The sequence below is a fragment of the Lactobacillus mulieris genome (assembly GCF_007095465.1).
Taxonomy (GTDB): Bacteria; Bacillota; Bacilli; order Lactobacillales; family Lactobacillaceae; genus Lactobacillus; species Lactobacillus mulieris.
Genome location: NZ_SDGL01000009.1, coordinates 57057 through 81043 on the forward strand (window position 1 = coordinate 57057; position 23987 = coordinate 81043).

The following is a 23987-nucleotide window of genomic DNA, read 5'->3' on the forward strand; positions in this document are numbered from 1 at the left end:
ATAACTTAAGTCAGGCTAATTCCACTAGTAATGAACCCCTTTAATCTGGCTGCTTCCCATTCAAGAGTTTCATCATCATCAACTTGAGATAATTTATAGCCAACAAAATATGGGGGAGCATAAAATCTTGGGATAACTTTACAGCATGTCCCTTCGCCATTTTTTATTGGATAGAAGAATAGATTATACGAATCTACCCCATGTGACAAGACACTTCTTACATATTGAGTAGATTTTTGAATTAAATCTGCCCAAGTATCTAGATTTTGATTGTGCCATGTCACAATATTTACTTCTTGATATCCTTGTACAGGACGCTTAGATAGGTTCATTTCAACGTCCCCACTCTTACCAACTTCAAAGCCGGTAAAATTATTTTCTTGAATATTTTTATAACCATCCATTTTATCAAGTCCCACAATCTGCATATGGGGATGTTGCAATGAACCATCAGATTTTGGTCCAAAGTTTTTATACCAAAGAACACTCTGATAATCACCCGAATTATACATCTTTTGGAAGCACTTTAAACCAAACTTCATCAACTCCCGATTTTCTTCTCTAGTATAAGTTGAAATATCGCCTTGATGGTCACTGGACTCAATCAAAATAGTCTGCATCGTATCTTTTAAAGTTGGATACTTATTATGAAGCCAAATTTTATCACCATCTGTTTCATAAATATCTGTCAAGGTTTGAGGATTACAAAACGGACACGGATTTTGTGTATTACTTTGCCGATTTGCATAATCGTAGTCATAAGGTTTCCGCTTTCCGACAGAATACATATATACTAAAGGTTCATCGTTCATAATTTCCGCCTCATTTTCTGAATGATTATCTTATTAGCCTATTCCAAGTTCGAACTTTTTGCAAATTCTTTACAATCTAATCTTAAATTAGTGAAAGACCAAGGTCAATTAGGAACATTATTTCCTTAAATATCGAATTTAAAGGCAAATTATGTTAGAATTAGCATGTGTTTGTTAATGTTTTAACACAGTTGATTTTTTAGGTTGGGGGAGGATCCCATTTTATGAAGTTTAAAAATAAAGTTGCTCTAGCCGCAATGCTAGGGGTATCATTGTTAGCTACTGCTTGTTCTACAGGAAATAAAACTTCCTCTAGTTCAAGTTCAATTCCAACTAAAATTACCAAAAAAACCACTATTACCTTTTGGTATTCTTTAACTGGAACTAGTAAGTCAACACTCGAAAACTTGACTAAGGAATTTGAAAAAAAGAATCCTAATATTAAGGTTCAATTGCAAAACCAAGGTGGAAATTTAGGAGATTTACAATCCAAATTAGTATCTGGTTTACAATCACCTAAGAATTTACCTACTATTACACAAGCATATCCTGGTTGGTTATATAGCGCTGCTCAAAACAAAATGTTAGTCAACCTTACACCTTATGTTAATAATAAAGAAATTGGTTGGGGATCATATTCTAACAGTAAAATAAAGTCAGCTCTTTGGGATGGAGCAAAAATTAACGGCACTCAATATGGCGTTCCATTTAATAAATCCGTTGAAGTTTTATTCTATAACAAAACACTTTTAGATAAATACGGCGTTAAAGTGCCTAAAACGATGTCAGAATTAAAGAAAGCTAGCCAAGAAATCTATGAAAAGAGCGAACATAAAGTTAAAGGAGTCGGTTTTGACTCACTTAATAACTACTACATGTTGGCAATGAAAGAAAAGGGCATTGACTTCAACAAGAAGTTAAATTTTGCTAGCTCTGAATCCAAAGCCGTTATTAATTATTATGCTGATGGTGTAAAAGATGGTTACTTTATGATGGCTGGTACTGAGAAGTACATGTCAACACCATTTGATTCAGGAAAAGTTGCAATGTTTGTAGGTTCAACAGCTAATGAAGCCTATGTAAAAAGTGGTTTAACTCAAGGTAATGAATATGGAATAGCTGCTCGTCCAAGTTCTATAAATGTTCAACAAGGTACGGATATTTATATGTTCAGTAAAGCTACTAAATTACAAAGAACTGCAGCTTTCAAATACCTTAAATTCCTAACCAGCAAAGCAAGTCAGACTACTTGGGCTAATAAAACTGGTTATATGCCAGTTAACACTGATGTTTTAGATTCAGCAAGTTACAAGGCTTCAAAAACCAGCAAGGTTCCTGCTATTTTAGAAGCAACAACTAAAAAGCTTTACTACTTACCTGTAACTAAGAACTCAGAAAGTGCATATGATCAAATCAATGCAAATATGCAAACTATCCTAGCAGATGCTGGCAAAAAGAAAAACTGGACTAGTGACGTCACAACTGGTCAAAGTAAATTAACAGCTGCTTGGAAACAATAATTAAGAAGATAAAAAATACTAATAAACACAAATAAAGAAGGTTGATTTCCAACCTTCTTTTTTCTAGCTTTAAAATTAAGCATTCTTCAAAACAATCTTTTCAACACTTGATGCCACATCTTCACAAGCATCATGACAACGCTCTAAACAATTAAAAATATCTCTCCAAACTAATACTTGTAAAGCATCTTTTTCATGCACATGTAAGTTACGCATATTATCAATAAACATTACATCAGCTTTTCCTTCCATCGTGTTGATATTGACAATATGTTCTTTAAATTCGGCATTCTTTTTAAACTTTGGTAAGTCCTTAATTAATTCCACAACTTCATTTGTGTTTTGAATTAATAATTCACAGATTGGCAAAATTTCTGGACGAATTTTTTGAATATTATCACAGTAAAGTCGCATTAATACATCTTCAATTCGGTCAACCATATTATCAATATTATGAGCCAATTCCATAATATCTTCACGCTCAATTGGTGTAACAAAAGCCTTGATTAATACTTCTGTCATTTCATGTTTTTCATGATCAGCATTATGTTCTATTTCGTGCATCTTATCTGTTAAATTTGATACACGATCAGATGTATAATCATTAACCACTTCATTAAGTAATTGACTAGCTTCATATGCAAAATTTGCACACTTTAAAAAAGTATCAAAATAATATTGATCTGATTTTCTACTCATTATTTTATCCCCTTAAAATACTAATAAAAATAGCTTTGCCATTAAATACGCGATAAGTCCACACCCTGGGAAAGTAAATATCCATGTTAAGACCATATCTTTAACTACATTAAGATTAATAGAACTAAGTCTTTTAACCGCTCCAACTCCCATAATTGAACTAGTTTTAGCATGTGTAGTTGAAATTGGAATACCATAAAGGGTTGATATCAGGATACTGATTGCCCCTGCTAAATCAGAAGAAAAGCCTTGAAATGGTTCTAATTTTACCATGTCCATTCCAACAGATTTAATAATCTTTTCTCCACCAACACTTGTCCCAACCCCCATCGTGATTGAACAAAGCATCATTAACCAAACTGGAATCACCATACTTGTAGCACTTGACTGCCCATTGACAAAAGCCATTCCTAATAACAAAACACCAATAAACTTTTGACCATCTTGAGCTCCATGCATAAAACTCATTGCTGCTGCACCAGCAATTTGTGCACCAGAGAAGAAACGATTAGTTTTCCTACGATCCATGCTTTGACAAATTAGAATGACGCATTTACAAATAATCCAACCTAAAGCAAAGCCTAATACTAAACTTAAAACCATACCATATAAGACTTTAATCCATTCATTCCAATTTATACCTTTGAAACTGCCTTGAATTGCAATTGCCGCTCCGGTCAAACCAGCAATCAATGAATGACTTTCACTAGTAGGAATACCGAAAATTGAAGCTCCCACACTATAGACTACAATTGAAAAAAGTGCTGCAGCCAATGCAATCATCGAAGCATGAGCATCACCACCAAAATCAACCATATTTGAAATAGTTTCTGCTACACTTGCATTAATCTGGGTCATTATTAAAACGCCTAAGAAATTAAAAACAGCACTCATAATAATCGCTGGTTTAGCAGCCATTCCACGAGTGGTAACTGTAGTAGCAATTGCATTAGGTGCATCTGTCCAGCCATTAACGAAAATAACTCCTAAGGTCAAAACAACTGTAGTTAACATTGCTGGGTTCGCTAAACTCTGTAAAAAACCACTTAAACTTATATCCATTCTTTATCTACCTCAAAAAATACTTCTCTACCTTTTTACACAAAAGCGCTTACTTAGTCAAGCAGAAAAAAAGGCCTTTTAGGCCTCTTTTCCCAATTTTTTTCTTAACCGTTGTGCAAATAACGATAAAGCAAAGCAAACAACAAAATACATTGCAGCAATTATTAAATACATTGGAATCATATAAGTCGTATTTTGACTATAAATAATTTGAGCATGATATAAAAGCTCTGGCAAAATGATGATTGTTGCTAGCGAAGTGTCCTTAACTAAAGAAACAAATTGCGACAGCAAGGCTGGCATCATCATATGCATTGCCTGTGGCATGATGACATAACGCATTGCTTGTAAATACGTCATCCCATTACTTCTTGCCCCTTCCATTTGACCATCTGGAACAGCTTGGATACCGCCACGTACAATTTCCGCCAGCATTGCTGATTCAAAAATCACTAAGGCACTAATCGCTGCCCAAAATGGTGAAGCGTGAATACCTAATTCAGGAAAACCAAAGTATGTAAAGAAAATAATTAATAACAATGGTAAATTCCTAATAATATCAATAATAACACCCACTATTGCTGAAACATATTTAATCTTCATATATCTAATTGTACCTAAAATTAAGCCAATAATGTAACTTAGCACAATAGAAATAATTGATACTTCAACTGTTACTAGCAATCCTTCAAACAAAAAGCGTAGGTTTGTGGGGGAATAAGCATTAATAAACGTAGACATTTTTTATCACCCCTCCTAAGCAATTTTCTTTTCTAAATAACGCATATAATAGCTGAGTGGTAATGTTAAAACTAAATAAAAGCAACCTACAACTAAATATGTATTAACAGTTTGAAAACTTGAAAAAGCAATTACATCGCCTTGATACATCAGATCAAAACCAGCTACGAATGCTAAGACACTAGAATTTTTTATTAAATTAATAAATTGATTACCTAATGAAGGGATAGCTACTTTGAATGCTTGGGGCAAAATAACAAAACGCATCGCTTGCATATAAGTCATTCCATTACTTCTTGCTCCCTCCATTTGGCCATCTCCCACAGAGTTTATCCCAGCTCGAATACATTCGGCAATAAATGCAGAAGTATATAAAGATAAACCGATACAACCTGCAGTAAAGCCAGATATTTTAAAAAGATATTGCGGAACAATCAAATAAAAAATCATAGTAATAACTAATAAAGGAATGTTTCTAAAAAGCTCAATATAAGTATGAGCTACCGCTTGAGCAATTTTATTAGGTACTACTTCCATAATTGCAAAAACAGTTCCTAAGATTAACGAAGCACATAAACTAATTATGCTAATCATAATCGTTACGCCAAATCCAGAAAGCAGGTTTGACCAATTATTTTGCAAAATTTCAATCATCTACTTGCCTCCTTAATACTAAACCCTGGTATACCACTAAACCATTTTTTTAATAGCTTTTGATAAGTACCATCAGCCTTTAATTCTTCTAAGGCTTGGTCAAGCTTGTTACGAAGCTTGGTATCACCTTTTCTAACTGCGATACCATAAGGTTCACTAGTAAAGGTTCCTCCAACTATTTTAAAACCAGGATTTTCATCAGCAATACCAGCTAAAATACCATTATCAGTAGTTAAAGCCTGTCCTTGTCCTGCTTTCAAAGCACTGAAAGCCTGTCCATAATCATCATATTCTGAAACATTCGCCTTAGGTGCAAATTTCTTAATATTTGCAACAGCGGTTGTTCCCTTTACTGCTAAAACTGTAATGCCCCTTTTTTTCAAATCATAAACATTTTTTAACTTACTATTTTTAGGAACTAAGATAGCTTGCCCAGCATTAAAATATGGTGTTGAAAAATCAACAATCTTTTTTCTTTCCTCAGTAATTGTCATTGTTGATAAAAGTGCATCTACACTACCGTTACGTAACAATGGGATTTTAGTTTTAGCTGTTGTTTGAACTAAATTTACTTTAACATTTTTACCTAACATTTTCTTTGATAAGTCTTTTGCTAAGTCAATTTCAAATCCTTCTAATTGACTAGTTTTAATGTTCATTATTCCGAAGAGACGAGTATCAGCTTTTACACCCCATGTAATCGTCTGAGAAGCTTTTATCTTGTCATAAGTATCTAAACTTTTACTTGATTTTTGACAAGCTGATAATGTTAAAAGAAATAACAAAGAAAATGAAGCAAAAATCCACTTACAAAATTTCTTCATTTTATTCTCCTAGTGACTAATAACTTTACTTAAAAATTCTCTTGCTCTTTCAGTTTTAGGATGAGCGAAAAATTCTTTAGGATTGTGGGAATCTTCCAATACCTCTCCTTTATCAAAAAAGAGTAAGCGGCTTCCCACTTCACGAGCAAACCCCATTTCATGAGTTACAACAACCATTGTAATTCCTGCTTGAGCGATGTATTTCATAACATCTAATACATCTTGAATCATTTCAGGGTCAAGCGCACTAGTTGGTTCATCAAATAAAATCACTTTAGGTTTCATTGCCAGTGATCTTGCAATTGCCACGCGTTGTTTTTGTCCGCCAGACAGTTGTTTTGGAAGTAAATCAGCTTTTTCTTCCAAGCCTACTCTTTTCAAAAGCTTCATTGCAATCTCTTTGTTTTCAGCTTCTGGTCGCTTCAAAACAATACGTGGAGCTAGCATAATATTTTCTAAAACAGTATGGTTTTCATATAAATTGAAATGTTGAAATACCATACCTACATTCTTTCTAATTTTATTAATATCGGTTTTTTTATCAGCTAAATCATACCCCGTTACAATTAACTGACCGCTATTAATTTTTTCCAATCCATTCATTGTTCTAATCAATGTGGACTTTCCTGAACCAGATGGGCCAATAATTGAGACGATTTCTCCCTCATCTATTTCTAAGTTGATATTTTTTAAGGCATGATATTTTCCATAGTATTTATCAACATTTTTAAATTCAATAATCGCTCCCATATTAGTTCTCCTTTCAAATATTGAATATAAGTACATAAATCTATTTTACCTTTTTTTATCAGATATTAAAAAAGTTAGCACTTTTACATGCTAACTTAATTCAATATTTGTCTAAATTTAATCCAATACCATCTGATCTGTATATAACTTATAATAAAATCCTTTTCGGTTAAGAAGTTCTTTATGACTGCCTTCTTCAAGAACGGTACCATCTTTGAGAACTACAATTTTATCTGCATTGATAATAGTTTTGAGTCGATGAGCGATTACAAAACTAGTTCGATTTTTAACCACCTCATCCATTGCTACTTGAATTTTTTCTTCAGTGACAGTATCAACATTTGAAGTAGCTTCATCTAAGATTAGAAAATCCGGATCTGTTAGTAAAGTTCTTGCTATTGAAATTAATTGCTTTTGTCCTGTTGAAAATGTATCACCATTTTCGCTAATCTCTGTTTCATAACCCTTGGGCAAACTTAAAATATAATCATGAATCTGTGCTTTCTTTGCTGCAGCCTCTACTTCAGCTAAAGTCGCATCTTGCTTGCCAAAGGCAATATTTTCAAAAATGGTTCCCGAAAACACAACTGACTCTTGTAAAACAATTCCGACACTATTTCTAAGTGAAGCAATTGTAAATTTACGAATATCTGTACCATCAATAGTAATTCGTCCAGAATCAACATCATAAAAACGATTTACTAAATTCATTATCGTCGTCTTTCCAGAGCCTGTTGGACCAACTACAGCAACAGTTTTCCCTTTAGGAACAGAAATATTAATTCCATGCAAAATTTCTTTATCTTTATTATATCCAAAATGGACATCTTCTAAGGCTAATCCCTGCTTCAAAGGAGTCAGTTCTTTTCCATCACTTACACGCTTTTCTTCTTTTTCTTGCTCAACTTTTGCTAATCTTTTCGCTCCTGTCAAAGCTAATTCAATTAAATTATATAATGAAGAAAGCTAAGTAAGCGGTTGGAAATAGGTATAAAAATATTCAATGAACATTACCATTAACCCTAAGCCGGCCGCCATAGATACTTGATTAGTTAAAATTAAATATGTACCGCCAGCAATTACAATTGCAAAATTCAAAGTAGCTAAACCATTCATTAATGGAAATAAAATTCCTGAGTAAAATTGTCCTTTGAACATTGCATTACGAACTGCCTTATTATATTCTTTAAATTCTTGAACAGACTGTTTTTGTAAGCCATTAGTTATAATAACAGCCTGCCCATTCAGCTGTTCATTAATAAAACCATTTAAGTTACTAATTTCTTTTTGTTGCAATCCAATATACTTGCGAGCTTTTTTAATTAAAACTAAAGCCAAAATAAGTGCTAAAGGTAATGTCATAACCGTAAATAAGGCCATTTTCACGTTTATTTTGAACATTATATAAATAGTCCCGATAAACAAGCTCACTTGCGCAATCAATTCAAAAATAGCCTGATTCATCGCATTGAAAATATTGTCTAAATCTGAAGTAAATAATGACAATATTTTTCCATCTTGATGAGTATCAAAATACCGAATAGTCATTCTTTGTAACTTGTTAAATAGATTTTTTCTCATGGAATTATTAGCATGAGCGGTAAAATTAGACATTATTACCCAGGAAATAAAAATTGCTACAGTTGACAATAAATAACTCGCGGCAAGAAAAGCAACTATTTCAAGAAAAGAATTAATACTCCCACCATTAGCAACATATGATGTCAACTTAGTAACCGCTTTTCCCAAATAAGTAGGAGCTAATACCTGCAGAAAGGTTGAAATCAAAGAAAAAACAGTTACCCAAAATATAGCCTTCCAATGTGGCTTTAAATATTTATAAAAGTATTTAAGAGCTGACTTGCTATTATTCATTAAAGTTCACCTCTCTTTTCTCTAGCTTGCTGTGTTTTAAAAATTTCTTGATAAATATTAGACGTTTTCAATAGTTCTTCATGAGTACCTTGAGCAACTAACTTTCCCTCATCTAAAACCAAAATTCGATCTGCATTTTTTACTGAAACGATTTTTTCTGCAATTAAAAAAGTAGTAGTATCCTTTAGCTTGTGTTCTAGTGCATCTTGAACTTTCTTTTCTGATTCTGCATCAAGAGCACTAGTTGAATCATCTAAAATCAAAATTGGACTATTAGAAATTATTCCCCGGGCTATTGACAAGCGTTGCTTTTGCCCACCTGAGAAATTAGCTGATCTTTCCTGCACTTCATGATTAAACCCATCTTGATAATTTCTTACAAATTCAAAGGCTTGAGCAATTGCACTTGCACGTTCTAACTCAGCTTTTGTAGCATCTGATTTCCCTTGCCTTAAGTTAGAAGCAATTGTCCCCGAAAATAGAATTGCTTTTTGCAAGACAAAGGAAACACTTTTACGTAATGCTTTTTCATTAACTTTCTTTAAATCACTTCCACCTATTTTGATGATGCCTGAAGTTGGATCATACAATCTAGCAATCAATTGCGCTAACGTTGACTTACCAGAACCAGTAGCGCCAACAATACCAATCATTTCTCCTGCTTGAACATTAAAGCTAATATGTTGTAGCGTAGGCTTGGTATTTCCCGGATAAGTAAAAGATACATCATCAAATTCCACATCACCTGATAAAGTATCGTCTGGTGCAGCTTCATTAAAAATTATGCTTGGCTTGGTATCCAAAATTTCTTTTATTCTACCTAAAGAAACCTTTCCTCGAGAGACATTCATAAGTGCTATTCCAATAATCCAAACCACAAATAATAGCGTCAAAATATAATTTACATAGGGGCTTATTACTGCAATATCAGTTGGATGAAGCTTAATTTGCAATCCAATCATAGTAGTTACTGCACAGATAGCAATATAGGCAATGATTGAAAAAGCTGGAATTACCGCACTCATTAGATATCCAATATTTAAATTTAAGCGATTTAAAGCATCGCTAGCTAGTGAAAATTTATTGACTTGCCTATCTTCTTGATTGAAAGACTTTACTACTCTGATTCCAAGTAAATTTTCTTGTGCTAAGTTAGCCACCTTATCTAAACGAACTTGATATTGTTCAAATTGGCGATTAACCAATTTTAAAATAAATAGTCCAACTATAGTTAAAACTACTAAAACTAAGAGAGTTATCCACCAAAACCTAGGTATTGTAATGATTGCCAAAACAAATGAACCTACTAATATAATTGGTAAACGCAGTAACTGCATAAAAATGCTCATTATTAAGTTCATAATTTGGTTCATATCGCTAATCAATCTAGTAGTAAGACTTCCGGTACTAAAAGTATCTATATTAGCATACGAAAAGCTCTGAATTTTTTCATATACTTCTTCACGTAAATCACTCGTTACCCCTTGAGCTAATTTCGCAGCAAAATATACATTTAAAACCCCTGCTACAATTGCAATTAGTCCTAAACCAATAATCCAGATACTATCAGAGATAACTTTGCTTGTATCCCCTTTCAATAAATCTTTTTGAATTGATTCAAGCAAACGTGGTTGATATAAAACTGCCAAAGCAGACAGAAGCATTGCAATTAATGCACCACAAATGTCTTTAGGATATTGCCTCAAATGGCGAAATAATATTTGAAACAAACTCATGATTTTTCACCTTCTTTAACCAGTTTCCACAAAGTGTGACTATATTCTTCAAGTAATTCAGTTAATTTTTCTACTCTTTTTACTCCCATTTGATCAATTATTTCATCTTCTAAATCAAATAACGGTCCCACTTTTGTTTTTGCGTATTCAATCCCCGCTTTAGTTAAATAGCATTCCTTAACTCGGCGATCTCCCCCGTTATATTCGCAAATCAAATAGTTCTTCTCTTGCAGCATCTTGATTCCTTTATTAATTGACTGCTTAGGAATACCTGATCGCTCCACTAATTCTTTTTGACTTAAACACTCATGATAAAAAAGTTCATATAAAATTACACTTAAATATGTTGGCAATCCATTATTCATATCCCATGTTTGGTATGCTCTACCCGAATTAATAATTGCCATATTCATCTTCTCTGTCATTTTTACGTATTTCATAATTAGTCCCTCCATATACTTTTAATAATATAGTATATGGTACTACGTAAGTCAATTAATTTATTTCAACTTCTTAAAATTAAGGCTAGACCCCCACTAGAGTAAGGGTTATACTAGTTAAAGTTATGACAAGGAGAAGATTATGACTGAATTAAAACGTCCAATTGTAATTGGGATTGCTGGTGGTTCTGGTTCAGGTAAAACCACCATTGCCCACGAAGTAGCCCGTTTGATTAATGATGATGATCATATCATTACACTAACTCAAGATTCTTACTATAAAGATAATACTGGGATTCCAATGAGTGAGCGTCCAAAAATTAACTATGACCATCCTGATGCATTTGATATGCCATTATTAGTTGCTCAAATCAATCAACTAATGCACAGAAAAGCGGTCGAAATGCCTGTATACGACTTTACCGAGCACACTCGTAGTAGCAAAACAATTCATGTTGAACCTGCTGATATAATTATTTTAGAAGGAATTTTAGTTTTGGCAGATGAAGATTTGCGTGACTTAATGGATATCAAAGTATATGTTGATACAGATGATGATATTCGCTTTATCCGCCGTTTAGAACGGGATTTAAAAGAACGCGGCCGTTCACTTGACTCAGTTATCGATCAATACTTAGCTACTGTTAAGCCAATGTATCATCAATTTATTGAACCAACTAAACGATACGCAGATATTATTGTCCCAGAAGGTGGGGAAAATAACGTTGCTATCGACATGTTAACTACAAAGATGCGCTCTGTTTTAGCTAATGATTAAAAAAAACAAAAAAAGACATTAAGGATATTCCTTAATGCCTTTTTTGATTAGATTAGCGAACTTTTTTCATACTGTCGCTATAGGTATCATCTTCAATGATAAATCTAGGACGCTTTTTTACATCATTAAAAACTTTTCCAACATAAGTACCTATAATACTTAATGTAATTAATTGAATGCCTCCTAATAGCCAAAGGGAGTTAATCAATGAACGATAATCACTCATATGATGAGTAAGGCCTAATAATACCAATGCACCTCCACCATAGAGAACCATTAATATCCCTAGGTATAAGATAACCTTAATAGGTGCTATTGTAAATGAGGTTATCCCATTGATTGCTAAGCTAAGCATCTTTTTTAGAGGATAATGACTTTCTCCAGCAAAGCGTTCTTTTCGCTTGTAATAAACTTTAGTTGTATTAAAACCTAATTCTGGAACAATACCTCTTAAGAATAAATTTTCTTCATGGTATTCAAGCAAAGCTTCAACTGCTCTTTTGCTCATTAACCGATAGTCAGCATGATCTGGTATCAAATTAACACCCATTTTAGTCATCAACCAGTAATAGGCTTCAGCAGTGGTACGTTTAAAGCCGGTATCCGTATCACGATTATTGCGAACTCCATAGACAATATCGAATCCCTGATAGAAATTATCAACCATTTCATAAATTTTTTGGATATCATCTTGTAAGTCAGCATCAATTGTAATCATCATATCTGAATACCAAACTGCTCGACTAAGTCCTGCCATCACTGCATTTTGATGTCCAAAATTTCTTGATAAACGGATTCCTGTAAAAACTTTTTCTTGGGTTTGTAACTGCTCAATAATTTCCCAAGTTTTGTCTTTACTACCATCATTAACAAATAAGATTTTACTATTAACGCTAATTTTATTTTGTTCAATTAAATCATCAATTATATTTTTGAGCAATTTAGATGTTTCATGCAATACTTCCTGCTCATCATAGCATGGAACGACTATTGTCAATACTTTATCAGCCATCTTAAATCACTCCTTTTTATTTAATAGATAGCTTATACAAGGTTCCGGTTGAATTGCCAGGGCCTCGTCCCATTGATTGAGAACTAGTTGAGCTACCACCATATTCACTTGCACTAACCTTAGTACCATATTTCTTTACCCATTTTACAATTGAACTATTGTTACCATTATCATTAGTCAAGTAGAAGTATTTAACTTTTCCTGTCTTAACTAATTGCTTGAATTTCTTTAAACTAATTGCATTATCTGTACCGTTATAACCACCAATAGTCATGACGGCTTTACCAGTCTTTATAATATATGGAGCAGCAGTATTAGAATCCATGGTTGCAAATAAGTATGTTGCACTACCATTGTGCTTTTCTAAATATGAAATTAACTTAGTATTTACACTACCTGAGCCAAATGAGTCATTTACATTATTTGAAGATAGTAAGCTTGGCCCAGTAGTTGGTACAGCTGCACTTTCTCCAGAAAGAGTTGGGGTTAATGACCAAAATCCTGGAGCTAATAATAATGTTACTAAAATTGCAGATAAACTTGCCTTTTTATTAAACTTCTTAGCTGAGATTACTATATAGCCTGAAACTAATAATCCCGCAATTACTAATAAATAAGTTGCCCATGGATAATATTCGTAAACATACCATGCTTGCAACCCTGCAGTTGCTAAAACTGCAAAAGCCATTAGATAAGTATTAGCTTTAGAAGCAAATTTAGTTTCCTTCTCAATTTCAGCCATATTATCAGCAGTTAGACCGTCTGTTTCTGAATTAATATCTTCAAGTTTTTCTGCAGCTTTCTTCTTAGTTCTATTTTCAACAAATGATGCAATCCCAATAGCAGCCAAAGCAGCAATTGGTGGAGCTATCATAATCATATAGTATGGATGGAAGAATTGAGCCATACTAAAGAATCCATAAACAGGAACTAACCAACCAAGCCAATACAATAAATGAGTTTGGCGTTTATTAAATTTTAACCACTTTTTCTTCTTACGCCATTCATTGAAGTAAGCTATTACAAAACCAATTAGTGATAGTGGCAATAGCCATGAAACTTGTTGACCAAGAGCAGTTTGGAAAATTCTAAATGGACCGGCGGTTCCTACATTAAAGATACCACCACCAGCTCCTTGGCCTCCACCTTTTCTACCAGGGCCACCTTGCCCCATCTTACCACTTGGACGTTTCATTGATCCGCTTGGACGTTTTGTCTTAGTAGAATTTGAAGGAGCCTGATTCTTTCCTGGCATCTGTTTATTAGAATTAGTTCCACCAGGGCCACCAGCACTAGGACCACCTTGTCCCATTTGACCACGTGGACGTTTTCCTGAACTAGCCGGGTTAGTTCCGCTCGGCTTTTTCATGCTTCCAGTTTTAGTACCACTAGGAGCATTTCCTGACTTGGATGAATTATTTTTACTATTCATTCCTGGGAAGGCACCGCCAGTACCTGTACTTTGACCTAATAATCTTTCTGTACCGTTATAACCAAAAGCTAAATTCAAAACGGAATTAGTAGAAGAACTACCAATATATGGTCGATTATTTTTATTAGTTGAATCAACTGCCAATGGCCATGCCAAGGTAAATACTGCTAAGCTTGCAGTTGCCGCAATTGTCCAAAGGGTCTTTTTCTTCCAATTTTGTTTGCTGGCAATAAAATAGAAGAAATACATTGCCGGTAAAACCATAAATGCTTGCAACATTTTAATATTGAAAGAAATACCTATTAATGCAAATGAAACAAGAACTAATAATGGCTTATGCTTCAAGATAGCCTTATGTAAGACATATCCTGCTAACAGCAGGAAGAAAACTAAAGTAGCATCCATATTATTGGTTCTTGAATTTGCGACCACAATTGGTGTTAACGTCATAAACAAGGCGCCTAAGTTGGCTGCCAAGCGACCAAAATATGGTTTGATCAACTTGTACATTAAAAATACTGATCCGATTCCAAAGAGTACAGATGATAATACTATACTCCATGAATGGAAGCCAAATATTTTTACACAAATCACCATAAACCATAAAGCTACAGGAGGCTTATCAACTGTAATAAAACTAGCAGGGTCAAAACTACCATACCAAAATGCTTTCCAGCTTTTTGACATTGATACTATTGCTGCTGTATAAAATTGATTTGCATAACCTGCTTTCCAAATGTTCCAACCATAGAGGAAGGCCGCTAAAATTAAAATTGCGACCAACCAATAGTCTATTTTTTTTATTTTCTCTCGCATTTTTTGCTTCATTGGTATGCCTCCTCTATTCTTACACCAAATATTTCATTTAGCTTATTTAAAAGTGTAAACTTGCTTTATGACTAAATTGTGATTATTTTGTAATAAAAATAGATATATTTGCTGAATTTTAATCTATATATTTTCAAATCATCTATAATTAAGAAAGCTGATAAGGAGGCGCTTGTATGGTTACAAATAATATTTGGAAAAAGAATTTATTTATTTTATCTATAGCAGTTTTTATCGCAGGAATTGCATTTTCAGAAATCATGCCTTTTCTACCATTATATGTAGCAAGTTTAGGTGATTTTTCCCATCAAGAATTAAATTTTTGGTCTGGCTTTATTTATGCTGGTATGTACATTGTTTCAGCAATTACTTCTCCCTTGTGGGGGAAATTAGCCGATAAAAAAGGAAGAAAGTTGATGATTTTAAGAGCTTCATTTGGAATGGCAATAGCAATCGGAGCTATGGGGCTCGTCACAAACGTCTATCAACTTTTTGCTTTGCGATGTTTGCAAGGCTTATTTGCTGGATTTGTTTCAAACTCAAATGCCTTAATTGCCACACAAACACCTAAAGAAAAAGCAGGTCAAGCCATGGGAACAATGGCTTCTTCAGTTACCGCTGGCACACTACTTGGCCCTTTAGTTGGAGGTTTTTTGGCATCAATCTTTAGTTACCGGATTACCTTTTTTATTACTGGTATTTTATTATTTACTACCTTTATTATGTCCTTTCTTTGGGTAAAAGAGGATAATTTCGTTGCTAAAAATACTGCTAAACTTGATAAAACTAAGGATGTTATTAAGCAATTTAATAGTCCAATTTTAATTTTTGGCCTATTAATTACAACTATGATTATTCAAGCAGCAAACAATTCAATTAATCCTATTGTTTCATTATTTGTTAAGCAACTACTTCATAATCATGGAAATGTAGTTTTAATCTCTGGAATTATTGCAGCCTTACCCGGAATTGCAACTTTTGCTGTAGCTTCTAAATTTGGTGCACTTGGTGATAAAATTGGGACTCACAAAATTATTATTGCTGGTTTTATAGCAGCCAGTTTATTCTTTTTCGCGACTGCCTTTGTTCAAAATACCATCGAACTTGGTATTTTAAGATTTCTAGTTGGCTTTTCAGATGCTTGTTTATTTCCTCAAGTTCAAACCATGCTAACTAAAAATAGTCCGGCTGCAATTACTGGAAGAGTCTTTTCTTGGAATCAATCAGCCATGTACCTCGGCAACATAATTGGTCCTTTAATAGGTACTACTGTATCAGGTCTATCTAACTACAGCATGGTTTTCTTAGTTACTGCTGTAATTGTACTCTTTAATTTATTTTTATTTAAGATAAACGTACTAAACCACTTACAAAAGTCGAAAAATTAACTTTTTCCTTGCTTTTTCCGTTTACACTAACATTAGCATCTGATATAATCTTTAAAAGTTTTTAAAAGGCACTCAAAAGGAGGCGCGATTTTTTGAAGAATTTATTCGAACGTTTATCTTTAAAAGAAGATCCATCAGTATATGAAGATAAAGATTCCCACCTAAAGAGAACTTTAGGCGTCAAAGAATTTCTTGCTTTAGGTGTTGGAACAATTGTTTCAGCATCCATTTTTACTCTACCAGGCGTAGTTGCTGCAAAATATGCCGGTCCAGCTGTAACAATCTCTTTCTTATTAGCGGCTTTAGTCGCAGGGTTAGTGGCATTTGCATATGCAGAAATGTCTGCTGCTATGCCATTTGCAGGAAGTGCTTACTCTTGGATTAATGTTATATTTGGTGAATTTTGGGGTTGGATTGCTGGCTGGGCTCTTTTAGCTGAATACTTTATTGCGGTAGCGTTTGTTGCCAGTGGTTTATCTTCCAACTTACAAGGGTTACTTTCACCAATGGGCTTCTCTCTTCCTAAACAACTCCAAGCAGCTTTGGGAACTGATGGTGGTTTGTTTGACTTTTTCGCATGCGGAGTTATTTTATTGATTGCTATCTTACTTTCTCGTGGAGTTAAAGAGGCTGCTCGCGTCCAAAATATCTTAGTCGTTTTAAAAGTATTAGCAATCATTATTTTTATTGCAGTTGGAATTACTGCGCTTCATCCCGAAAATTACACCCCATTTATTCCTGCTCAAAAAGTAAACAGCGATGGAACTATTTTTGGTGGTTGGATTGGAATTTATGAAGGGGTTTCAACCATTTTCTTGTCATATATTGGGTTTGATTCAATTGCTGCCAACTCTGCGGAAGCAAAGAATCCTCAAAAAACTATGCCCCGCGGAATTATGGGCTCCCTATTAATCGCTGTAGTATTATTTGTTGGCGTAGGCTTGGTATTGGTTGGAATGTTTCCATATTCAGAATATGCTAACAATGCTGAACCTGTCGGCTGGGCCTTGCGTCAATCTGGACATCCTATTATTGCAGTAGTTGTTCAAGCTATTGCAGTTGTAGGAATGTTTACGGCCTTAATTGGAATGATGCTAGCGGGATCACGACTCGTTTATTCATTTGGTCGTGATGGTATGCTTCCAAAATGGTTAGGGCAGCTTAATAAAGACAAATTACCAAATCACGCACTTATATTTTTAACTGTTGTAAGTGTTGTTTTAGGGGCATTATTACCATTTAGTTTCTTGGCTCAAATGGTTTCTGCTGGTACGCTAATTGCTTTCATGTTCGTAACACTAGGAATCTACAAATTACGGAAGCGTGAAGGGAAAGATATAAAAGATCCAAGTTTTAAGATGCCATTTTATCCAGTATTACCTGCTTTAGCATTTCTTGCATCATTGGCCGTTTTCCTAGGCTTAGATACTGCTGCTAAGCTTACAGCTGGTGCATGGTTCATTATTGGATTAATAATTTACTTTAGCTATGGAATTAAGCATTCATCATTAGCAAAAAGTAAAAATAAGTAATAAATTTAGATAAAAAATAGGGTTTCGATACTTACGAAACCCTATTTTTTTATAATCAATCTATTACTTTTGTTTTTTTTCAGCTCTCGCATAGATACCATATGCTAAACTACCAAAGAAAATTGGCCCAATTACGGTCCAAAATCCGGTTACCAAATCGCCTTGCAAAAATGGTTCAACACAAGTAAAAATAATTCCAAATAACACAATTAAAAAGCTAATGGCTACCACTAAATTGGTAAATCCCTTATGTTTAAATACTTCAAATGGCAAGTTTTTTTGCTTCTTTTTAAACAATGGAAAAGCTGCAATTAAAAACAAATATGGGAAGCTCGTTGCAACATTAGACATATCAGTCAAAATTGTATAAAAAGTCTTAGCTTCTCCACCACCAAATGAAATTAAGAAAATTAGTACACAAACTAAAATTGCTTGCATCCACATTGCATGTGCGGGAACACCTACTTTATTCAATTTAGTCATTTTTTCTGACCAAAGATGCTTGGATCCTAAAATAAATGACTTAATTGGAGAATAAATTAAGATAAAGAATGAACCTACATATGCCAAGAACATACCCAATCCAACAAATCTAATAAAAATACTTTGTAAAAGTAAACTGGTTGAATTGCTTAATCCTAATGTTTGTCCAAGATAATAGCCTAAATGCCCCATCATAACATAGGTAATATTCCCTAAGTTTACGCTTTTAGAGTTCAAAACTTCGTTCCAGTTAACACTAATTCCCCAAAGCAAAACCATAACTGAATATCCAGCTGCAATTAACAAAGATGAAATCATCATCCCTTTAGGGAAAGTTTTTTCTGGATCTTTAACAGAATCAATAATTCCCCCTAACGCTTCCATCCCTGCATAAGCAAAAATAGCATAAACTACAAACGATAATGTTGCAATTGGCGTTTGAAAAGCAGGGTTAGGAGAAACAAATAGTGAAGAAGTCGTCAACTCTTGTGATAAATGACCATGACCAGCAATCAAAGTAACAATACTTCCAATGATAAAAACAAAAATCATCCCAGTCACAAAATAACCACCCACAGATGATACTTTAGAAATCACTTCTGCACCATGACTAGCTGCAAAAGTAACAAAAATCATCCATAAGATAGCTAAAATTCCAACTACTTGTGTAGCATTAAAAGGTCCAAAAGCCCAAGTTTGGGTCATATCCTTTCCAAAAATTAAAGCTGAAAATGGGATAAATACTTTTGATGAAATGGATAAAAGCCAAACAATCCAACTAGATAACCAAATAAAAGTACCAATAAAAGCCCATTTTTCTCCAATTGATTCTTTAAGCCAAGTATACATTCCACCGTGGTCATCTTTAAATGCTGCTCCATACTCAGCAATCATCATTGATACTGGTAAGAAAAATAACAAAGCGGCAAAAATAAACCATGGAATACTTGCATATCCCATTTGCAAAAAGGCTACTGGCATATTGGCAAAGCCAAAAATGCTTGAAAAAATCATCATGATTAGACTAAAAAGTCCTATTTTCTTCTGTTTATCACTCATAAAATAACATATTTCCTTCTATATAGTTTCCTTGTTTTATCTTTTAAATTTTAGCACGTTTAATTGTAACCGTATACTTAAAAAAAGAGTTGGGGAATTCCAACTCTCTTTCGCAGTACTATCTTTATTTTTTATTAGCTTTTGAAGTATCTTTTAAGCCTTTTTCAACTAAATCCGGGTCAGTCTTACCAGGGTTTAATTCAACTAACTTACCACTTGCAATATAAATAACCCATTCTGCCAGATTTACAATATGATCTCCTGCTCTCTCAAGCGTCCGAATCACACTAACATATTGTTCATATGAAGGAATTGATTCCCCATTAGACATCATCTTTTCCAATAAACGTTTTTGTTCTCTGACATAAATGATATCAACTTTCAAATCTTGGTTAGCTACTTCATAAGCTGCTTTTTCATCAGTATAAACGTAGGCATCTAAAACTTTTTCTAACATTTCACGAACGACTGCACTCATTTCTTCAATTGCCTGTTCAATTTCTGGGGAATGGTGATTTCCTTTTAATTGAACAGTAGCTCGTCCAATATGAACCGCATAGTCACCAAGGCGCTCCACATCATTACTTGCCTTCAAAATAGAAATAATAGTTCTAAAATCATTAGCTAAAGGTTGTTGCAATGCAATTAGTTTAAGTGCTCTTTTTTCTAAACTAACTTCTTCATCGTTGATTGCTAAATCACCATTAATTACCTTTTTTGCTAAAACGGAATCATGGTCTAAAAAAGCCTTAGTAGCTTGATAAAGCTGTTCATTAGTATCTAGTCCCATTTCAACAAAGCGACTCTTTAATTTTTTTAATTCTGAATCAAACATTACACCCATTGCTCAAATATCCTCCTTTAACCAAACTTACCGCTCAAGTAATCACTAGTTTGTTGCTTTTGCGGATTAATAAAGATTTCACTAGTTTTATTAAATTCTACTAATTCTCCTTGATGCATAAATGCTGTCCAATCAGATGAACGACTAGCTTGCTGCATATTATGAGTAACAATGATAATCGTATAATCCTTTCTTAATTCAAGCATTGTTTGCTCAATTTGACTAGTAGAAATTGGATCTAATGCACTAGTAGGTTCGTCCATTAAAATAATTTCAGGTCTAGTTGCTAAAGTTCTAGCGATGCACAATCTTTGCTGCTGACCACCAGATAAAGAATTACCATTACTATTTAAAGAATCTTTTACTTCATCCCATAAAGCAGCCTGTTTTAAACTTTCTTCCACTCTTTGATCTAAAATATCTTTTCGCTTTTCTCCTGCAAGACGCAAGCCATAAACTACATTATCATAAATTGACATTGGAAAGGGAGTAGGCTGCTGAAAGACCATTCCAATTTGTCGGCGAAGACGATAAACATTAATCTTCGGATCATTAATATTGACATCTTCAAACATGATTTTACCAGTTACAGTTGCTATATCGTCATTCATTCGATTAATTGAACGCAATAAGGTGGATTTCCCTGAACCACTTGCTCCAATTAAAGCAGAAATTTGATTTTTTGGGAATTTCATAGAAACGTTTTTTACAACTTGCTTTTCACCATATGCAACGCCTACATTTTTTAATTCTAACGCAATTTTATCCATTATTCTTTCCTTTGCTACTTACCTAACTTTTTACTAATGTATGCACTAAATAATCTTGCGGAAACATTAAAAATCAAAATAGTTAAAATTAGAACTGCTACTGCCCCACTACTAATCGCTTGTGCATTTGGAACTAAACCTTCAGTATTTAACTTCCAGATATTTACTGCTAAAGTTTCTGCTGGTCGCATTAAATTTAAGAAACTTGTTGGGTCAAACGGATTCCAATTACTATAACTAACTGCAATTGAACTCTGTCCGGAAGTAAAAATTAATGCTGCTGCCTCACCAAAAATTCTCCCTGAAGCTAAAATAGCCCCTGTCAAAATACTTGGAAAAGCAGCTGGAATCACAATATCTTTAGTAACTCTCCATTTGGTCATTCCTAAACCCAAGCCAGCTTGTCTTTGCAAATATGGAATTTGTCTTAAAGCTTGTTCTGCATTTGTAGTCAAAAGTGGGATATTCAAAATTGTTAAAGCTAATGCACCAGCCAAAATTGAGAAACCCATTTTAAAATTCACTACAAAAATCAAATATCCAAAAAGTCCAATTACAACACTGGGTAATGATGATAAAACTTCAATCGCTAGTCGTAAACTTCTCGTAAAGATATTATCTTTGGCATATTCACTTAAATAGATAGCTGCTCCAAGTGAAAGCGGAATAGAAATAATCAATGTAATAACTACTAAATAAAAAGAATTAAATAACTGATCTCTAATTCCGCCATTAGTACTAAAAGAATCACTCGCACTTGTTAAAAAATGCCAAGATAATTGAGGTAATCCTTCTACTATCAAATAAAGCAAGAATAAGATAACTAATATACCCGCAAAAATCGCTCCACCACTAATTAAAATAGTTGCTAAATGATCACGTTTTTCTGCATTCATTGCTTATCCTCTCTTTTTATTAATCAATTTAATCAAAATATTGAAAACTAAGGACATTAATAATAAAACTAAGGCTAAACTCCATAAGGCATCATTAGCACTTGTTCCCATAATTGTATTACCCATTCCTGTAGTTAAAACACTAGTTAATGTAGCCGCAGGACTCATTAGGTTTTTGGGCATAAGGGCCGCATTACCAATTACCATTTGAACAGCTAAAGCTTCACCAAAAGCTCTAGTCATTCCAAAAATTATTGCAGTTAAAAGTCCACCTTTAGCTGATGGAATTACAACCATATGAAGCGTCTGCCATCTTGTCGCTCCTAAATCATAACTTGCAGTTCGGAAATTTTTAGGAGTAGCACGTAAGCTATCTACCATCATTGAAACCATGGTCGGTAAAATCATCATAAATAAAACTACTACCGCAGCTAAAATTCCGAATCCAGATCCTCCAAAAAATCCTCTTAAAACAGGAGTAATCAAAATTAAGCCCGCAAAACCATATACAACTGAAGGTACTCCTACTAGCAATTCAATTATTGGCTGTAAAATCTTTCCAAACCACTTAGGGAAAATCTCATTAATTGCCAAAGCGATAATTAAGGCAAAAGGTGCGGCAATAATACCAGCAAGTAAGGTAACTACAAAAGAAGTTACAATCATCGGTAATGCCCCAAAACTATTATGACTTGGATTCCAATTATTGCTGGTTAAGAACTCCCAAATACTAGCATGATCTTTAAGAAATAAGGCTAACCCTTTTCCAGTTAGGAAAATAATAATACTAATAACGACTATTCCAATTAAGGCAATAGAGCCATATGATATTGTCTTTCCCCATTTTTCTTCATAACTTTCTTTGGATGGAGATAATAAAAGATGCTTTTTATTTTGCTTCATCACGTTACTTCTTTCTAACTACCCCATTAATATCGCGAACTACTTTCATATCGTAAATACTTATATAATGTGCTCGCTTTACCAACGTATTTTGAACTTCTTTTGACTGAATATATTTAATAAATTTTATTGCTGCTGCACTTGCTTGCTTTTGAGTATACATATGTTCATAAGACCACAATTTATATTTATTAGTTTCAACATTTTTACTACTTGCATCAATTCCATCAACAGTCAAAGTTTTAATGGTATTGTCAACATATGAGGTAGCAACATATGAAATTGCTCCAGGCGTTGCTTTAACAATTTGCTTAACAGAACCATTTGAATCCTGCTCTTGAGCCTTTACAGGATCTTTTCCATTCAAAACTAATTCTTGAAAGGCTGCTCTAGTACCAGATCCGCTTGCTCGATTAATAATTGTAATCTCCAAATTTGGCCCACCAACTTGCTTCCAGTTAGTAATTTTCCCCAAGAAAATATCTCGTAATTGCTGGGTAGTTAAATTTTTAATATTTAATTTTTTATTTACAATTGGAACTATGGCCGAGATAGCTACAATGTGGTCTGTTAATTTCTTAGCATTAATACCTTTTTTACTTTCAGCATATACATCAGAAGAGCCAATTTCGACAGTACCGTTTTGAACTTGTGACAAACCCGTGCCAGATCCACCACCTTGAACAATTAAATTAATTGTAGGATTCTTTTTCAAAAAGCCTGCCGCAGCACTTTCACTAAGTGGTTGCAAAGCTGTAGATCCTACATTTGTTACTTTACTTGTTTGTTTAACTCCATGTGCTTCATAATCCCACCAGCAAAAAGCCATTAGGGCAATGAACACGAGGCCAAAGATTGATTTTTTATTCATCTTCTCCACCTGTTTTCTTGTTGTTTTTCTAACTCTTGTGGTACAAATAATAACAAAGGAATGTAAATGTAAAGTTTT

At 33.9% G+C, this 23987-nt stretch carries 21 protein-coding genes and 1 pseudogene; 4 read left to right on the forward strand and 18 right to left on the reverse strand.

The genetic code is table 11. The annotated features are described in order from the left end of the window. Window positions 1-5: 5 nt before the first annotated feature. Entirely contained in the window at window positions 6-812 is an 807-nt protein-coding gene (locus tag ETI37_RS05180; RefSeq protein WP_006587087.1) for a DUF4931 domain-containing protein, read from the reverse strand. A gap of 224 nt (window positions 813-1036) precedes the next feature. On the opposite strand from ETI37_RS05180, the gene ETI37_RS05185 reads away from it, so the two are divergent. Next, entirely contained in the window at window positions 1037-2332 is a 1296-nt protein-coding gene (locus ETI37_RS05185) for an extracellular solute-binding protein (RefSeq protein WP_006587088.1), read from the forward strand. Between the two features lie 75 nt (window positions 2333-2407). Here ETI37_RS05185 and ETI37_RS05190 read toward each other — a convergent pair whose 3' ends face one another. From ETI37_RS05190 to ETI37_RS05230, 9 genes and pseudogenes are all read right to left on the reverse strand, one after another. Beyond that, complete coding sequence (locus ETI37_RS05190) at window positions 2408-3031, reverse strand: DUF47 domain-containing protein (RefSeq protein WP_006587089.1); 624 nt, start codon at window positions 3029-3031, stop codon at window positions 2408-2410. 12 nt (window positions 3032-3043) lie between these two features. After that, window positions 3044-4093, reverse strand: a complete 1050-nt coding sequence (locus tag ETI37_RS05195) for an inorganic phosphate transporter (RefSeq protein WP_006587090.1) — start codon at window positions 4091-4093, stop codon at window positions 3044-3046. 78 nt (window positions 4094-4171) lie between these two features. After that, window positions 4172-4834 (reverse strand): amino acid ABC transporter permease, encoded by a 663-nt coding sequence (locus ETI37_RS05200; RefSeq protein ID WP_006587091.1) that lies wholly within the window; start codon window positions 4832-4834, stop codon window positions 4172-4174. Between the two features lie 15 nt (window positions 4835-4849). Continuing rightward, the gene (locus tag ETI37_RS05205; RefSeq protein WP_006587092.1) at window positions 4850-5488 is read right to left on the reverse strand and encodes an amino acid ABC transporter permease; all 639 of its coding nucleotides are present in this window, start codon (window positions 5486-5488) and stop codon (window positions 4850-4852) included. Continuing rightward, a complete protein-coding gene (locus ETI37_RS05210; protein ID WP_006587093.1) occupies window positions 5485-6312 on the reverse strand; it encodes a transporter substrate-binding domain-containing protein in 828 nt (275 codons plus the stop codon). The genes ETI37_RS05205 and ETI37_RS05210 overlap by 4 nt, the downstream gene beginning before the upstream one ends. Window positions 6313-6321: 9 nt before the next feature. Beyond that, window positions 6322-7062 (reverse strand): amino acid ABC transporter ATP-binding protein, encoded by a 741-nt coding sequence (locus tag ETI37_RS05215; protein ID WP_006587094.1) that lies wholly within the window; start codon window positions 7060-7062, stop codon window positions 6322-6324. 117 nt (window positions 7063-7179) lie between these two features. Further along, window positions 7180-8937: pseudogene (locus tag ETI37_RS05220) on the reverse strand (ABC transporter ATP-binding protein). Further along, window positions 8937-10673: an ABC transporter ATP-binding protein gene (locus ETI37_RS05225; protein ID WP_006587097.1), complete on the reverse strand. Its 1737-nt coding sequence runs from the start codon at window positions 10671-10673 to the stop codon at window positions 8937-8939. Before ETI37_RS05225 ends, ETI37_RS05220 begins: the two are co-directional and overlap by 1 nt. Continuing rightward, window positions 10670-11113, reverse strand: coding sequence for a MarR family winged helix-turn-helix transcriptional regulator (locus tag ETI37_RS05230; RefSeq protein WP_034535768.1), 444 nt, complete (start codon window positions 11111-11113; stop codon window positions 10670-10672). Before ETI37_RS05230 ends, ETI37_RS05225 begins: the two co-directional genes overlap by 4 nt. Before the next feature lie 142 nt (window positions 11114-11255). On the opposite strand from ETI37_RS05230, the gene udk reads away from it, so the two are divergent. After that, entirely contained in the window at window positions 11256-11891 is a 636-nt protein-coding gene (udk, locus tag ETI37_RS05235; protein WP_143458476.1) for a uridine kinase, read from the forward strand. A 52-nt stretch (window positions 11892-11943) separates the two neighbouring features. Here the strand turns inward: udk and ETI37_RS05240 are convergent, their stop codons facing one another. Both ETI37_RS05240 and ETI37_RS05245 read right to left on the reverse strand, forming a co-directional pair. Beyond that, complete coding sequence (locus ETI37_RS05240; protein WP_006587100.1) at window positions 11944-12903, reverse strand: glycosyltransferase family 2 protein; 960 nt, start codon at window positions 12901-12903, stop codon at window positions 11944-11946. A 16-nt stretch (window positions 12904-12919) separates the two neighbouring features. Further along, the gene (locus tag ETI37_RS05245) at window positions 12920-15163 is read right to left on the reverse strand and encodes an ArnT family glycosyltransferase (protein ID WP_006587101.1); all 2244 of its coding nucleotides are present in this window, start codon (window positions 15161-15163) and stop codon (window positions 12920-12922) included. 176 nt (window positions 15164-15339) lie between these two features. Between ETI37_RS05245 and ETI37_RS05250 the strand changes: the two genes are divergently transcribed. Both ETI37_RS05250 and ETI37_RS05255 read left to right on the forward strand, forming a co-directional pair. Continuing rightward, window positions 15340-16551, forward strand: coding sequence for an MFS transporter (locus ETI37_RS05250; RefSeq protein WP_006587102.1), 1212 nt, complete (start codon window positions 15340-15342; stop codon window positions 16549-16551). Between the two features lie 92 nt (window positions 16552-16643). Beyond that, complete coding sequence (locus ETI37_RS05255) at window positions 16644-18083, forward strand: APC family permease (protein WP_006587103.1); 1440 nt, start codon at window positions 16644-16646, stop codon at window positions 18081-18083. Window positions 18084-18146: 63 nt separating this feature from the next. Here ETI37_RS05255 and yjeM read toward each other — a convergent pair whose 3' ends face one another. The 6 genes from yjeM to ETI37_RS05285 all read right to left on the reverse strand — a co-directional run bounded on the left by yjeM (window position 18147) and on the right by ETI37_RS05285 (window position 23909). Next, on the reverse strand, window positions 18147-19625 hold the full coding sequence (gene yjeM, locus ETI37_RS05260; RefSeq protein WP_006587104.1) for a glutamate/gamma-aminobutyrate family transporter YjeM: 1479 nt from the start codon (window positions 19623-19625) through the stop codon (window positions 18147-18149). A gap of 124 nt (window positions 19626-19749) precedes the next feature. Then, window positions 19750-20469: a phosphate signaling complex protein PhoU gene (phoU, locus tag ETI37_RS05265; RefSeq protein ID WP_006587105.1), complete on the reverse strand. Its 720-nt coding sequence runs from the start codon at window positions 20467-20469 to the stop codon at window positions 19750-19752. A 17-nt stretch (window positions 20470-20486) separates the two neighbouring features. Continuing rightward, window positions 20487-21239, reverse strand: coding sequence for a phosphate ABC transporter ATP-binding protein PstB (gene pstB, locus ETI37_RS05270; RefSeq protein ID WP_006587106.1), 753 nt, complete (start codon window positions 21237-21239; stop codon window positions 20487-20489). Between the two features lie 14 nt (window positions 21240-21253). After that, complete coding sequence (pstA, locus tag ETI37_RS05275; protein ID WP_006587107.1) at window positions 21254-22135, reverse strand: phosphate ABC transporter permease PstA; 882 nt, start codon at window positions 22133-22135, stop codon at window positions 21254-21256. 3 nt (window positions 22136-22138) lie between these two features. After that, window positions 22139-23038 carry a phosphate ABC transporter permease subunit PstC gene (gene pstC, locus ETI37_RS05280; protein WP_006587108.1) on the reverse strand — a complete coding sequence of 300 codons (900 nt, stop codon included), beginning with the start codon at window positions 23036-23038 and terminating at the stop codon, window positions 22139-22141. 4 nt (window positions 23039-23042) lie between these two features. Beyond that, a complete protein-coding gene (locus ETI37_RS05285) occupies window positions 23043-23909 on the reverse strand; it encodes a phosphate ABC transporter substrate-binding protein (protein ID WP_006587109.1) in 867 nt (288 codons plus the stop codon). Window positions 23910-23987 lie beyond the last annotated feature (78 nt).

Bases quoted from the DNA above. Each gene is read 5' to 3' on its own strand.
- ETI37_RS05285 (WP_006587109.1), bottom strand. From the start codon at position 23,909: ATGAATAAAAAATCAATCTTTGGCCTCGTGTTCATTGCCCTAATGGCT.
- ETI37_RS05215 (WP_006587094.1), bottom strand. From the start codon at position 7,062: ATGGGAGCGATTATTGAATTTAAAAATGTTGATAAATACTATGGAAAA.
- ETI37_RS05195 (WP_006587090.1), bottom strand. From the start codon at position 4,093: ATGGATATAAGTTTAAGTGGTTTTTTACAGAGTTTAGCGAACCCAGCA.
- udk (WP_143458476.1), top strand. From the start codon at position 11,256: ATGACTGAATTAAAACGTCCAATTGTAATTGGGATTGCTGGTGGTTCT.
- ETI37_RS05245 (WP_006587101.1), bottom strand. From the start codon at position 15,163: ATGAAGCAAAAAATGCGAGAGAAAATAAAAAAAATAGACTATTGGTTG.
- ETI37_RS05180 (WP_006587087.1), bottom strand. From the start codon at position 812: ATGAACGATGAACCTTTAGTATATATGTATTCTGTCGGAAAGCGGAAA.
- ETI37_RS05200 (WP_006587091.1), bottom strand. From the start codon at position 4,834: ATGTCTACGTTTATTAATGCTTATTCCCCCACAAACCTACGCTTTTTG.
- pstB (WP_006587106.1), bottom strand. From the start codon at position 21,239: ATGGATAAAATTGCGTTAGAATTAAAAAATGTAGGCGTTGCATATGGT.
- ETI37_RS05240 (WP_006587100.1), bottom strand. From the start codon at position 12,903: ATGGCTGATAAAGTATTGACAATAGTCGTTCCATGCTATGATGAGCAG.
- ETI37_RS05190 (WP_006587089.1), bottom strand. From the start codon at position 3,031: ATGAGTAGAAAATCAGATCAATATTATTTTGATACTTTTTTAAAGTGT.
- pstA (WP_006587107.1), bottom strand. From the start codon at position 22,135: ATGAATGCAGAAAAACGTGATCATTTAGCAACTATTTTAATTAGTGGT.
- ETI37_RS05250 (WP_006587102.1), top strand. From the start codon at position 15,340: ATGGTTACAAATAATATTTGGAAAAAGAATTTATTTATTTTATCTATA.
- yjeM (WP_006587104.1), bottom strand. From the start codon at position 19,625: ATGAGTGATAAACAGAAGAAAATAGGACTTTTTAGTCTAATCATGATG.
- ETI37_RS05225 (WP_006587097.1), bottom strand. From the start codon at position 10,673: ATGAGTTTGTTTCAAATATTATTTCGCCATTTGAGGCAATATCCTAAA.
- phoU (WP_006587105.1), bottom strand. From the start codon at position 20,469: ATGGGTGTAATGTTTGATTCAGAATTAAAAAAATTAAAGAGTCGCTTT.
- ETI37_RS05230 (WP_034535768.1), bottom strand. From the start codon at position 11,113: ATGAAATACGTAAAAATGACAGAGAAGATGAATATGGCAATTATTAAT.
- pstC (WP_006587108.1), bottom strand. From the start codon at position 23,038: ATGAAGCAAAATAAAAAGCATCTTTTATTATCTCCATCCAAAGAAAGT.
- ETI37_RS05205 (WP_006587092.1), bottom strand. From the start codon at position 5,488: ATGATTGAAATTTTGCAAAATAATTGGTCAAACCTGCTTTCTGGATTT.
- ETI37_RS05210 (WP_006587093.1), bottom strand. From the start codon at position 6,312: ATGAAGAAATTTTGTAAGTGGATTTTTGCTTCATTTTCTTTGTTATTT.
- ETI37_RS05185 (WP_006587088.1), top strand. From the start codon at position 1,037: ATGAAGTTTAAAAATAAAGTTGCTCTAGCCGCAATGCTAGGGGTATCA.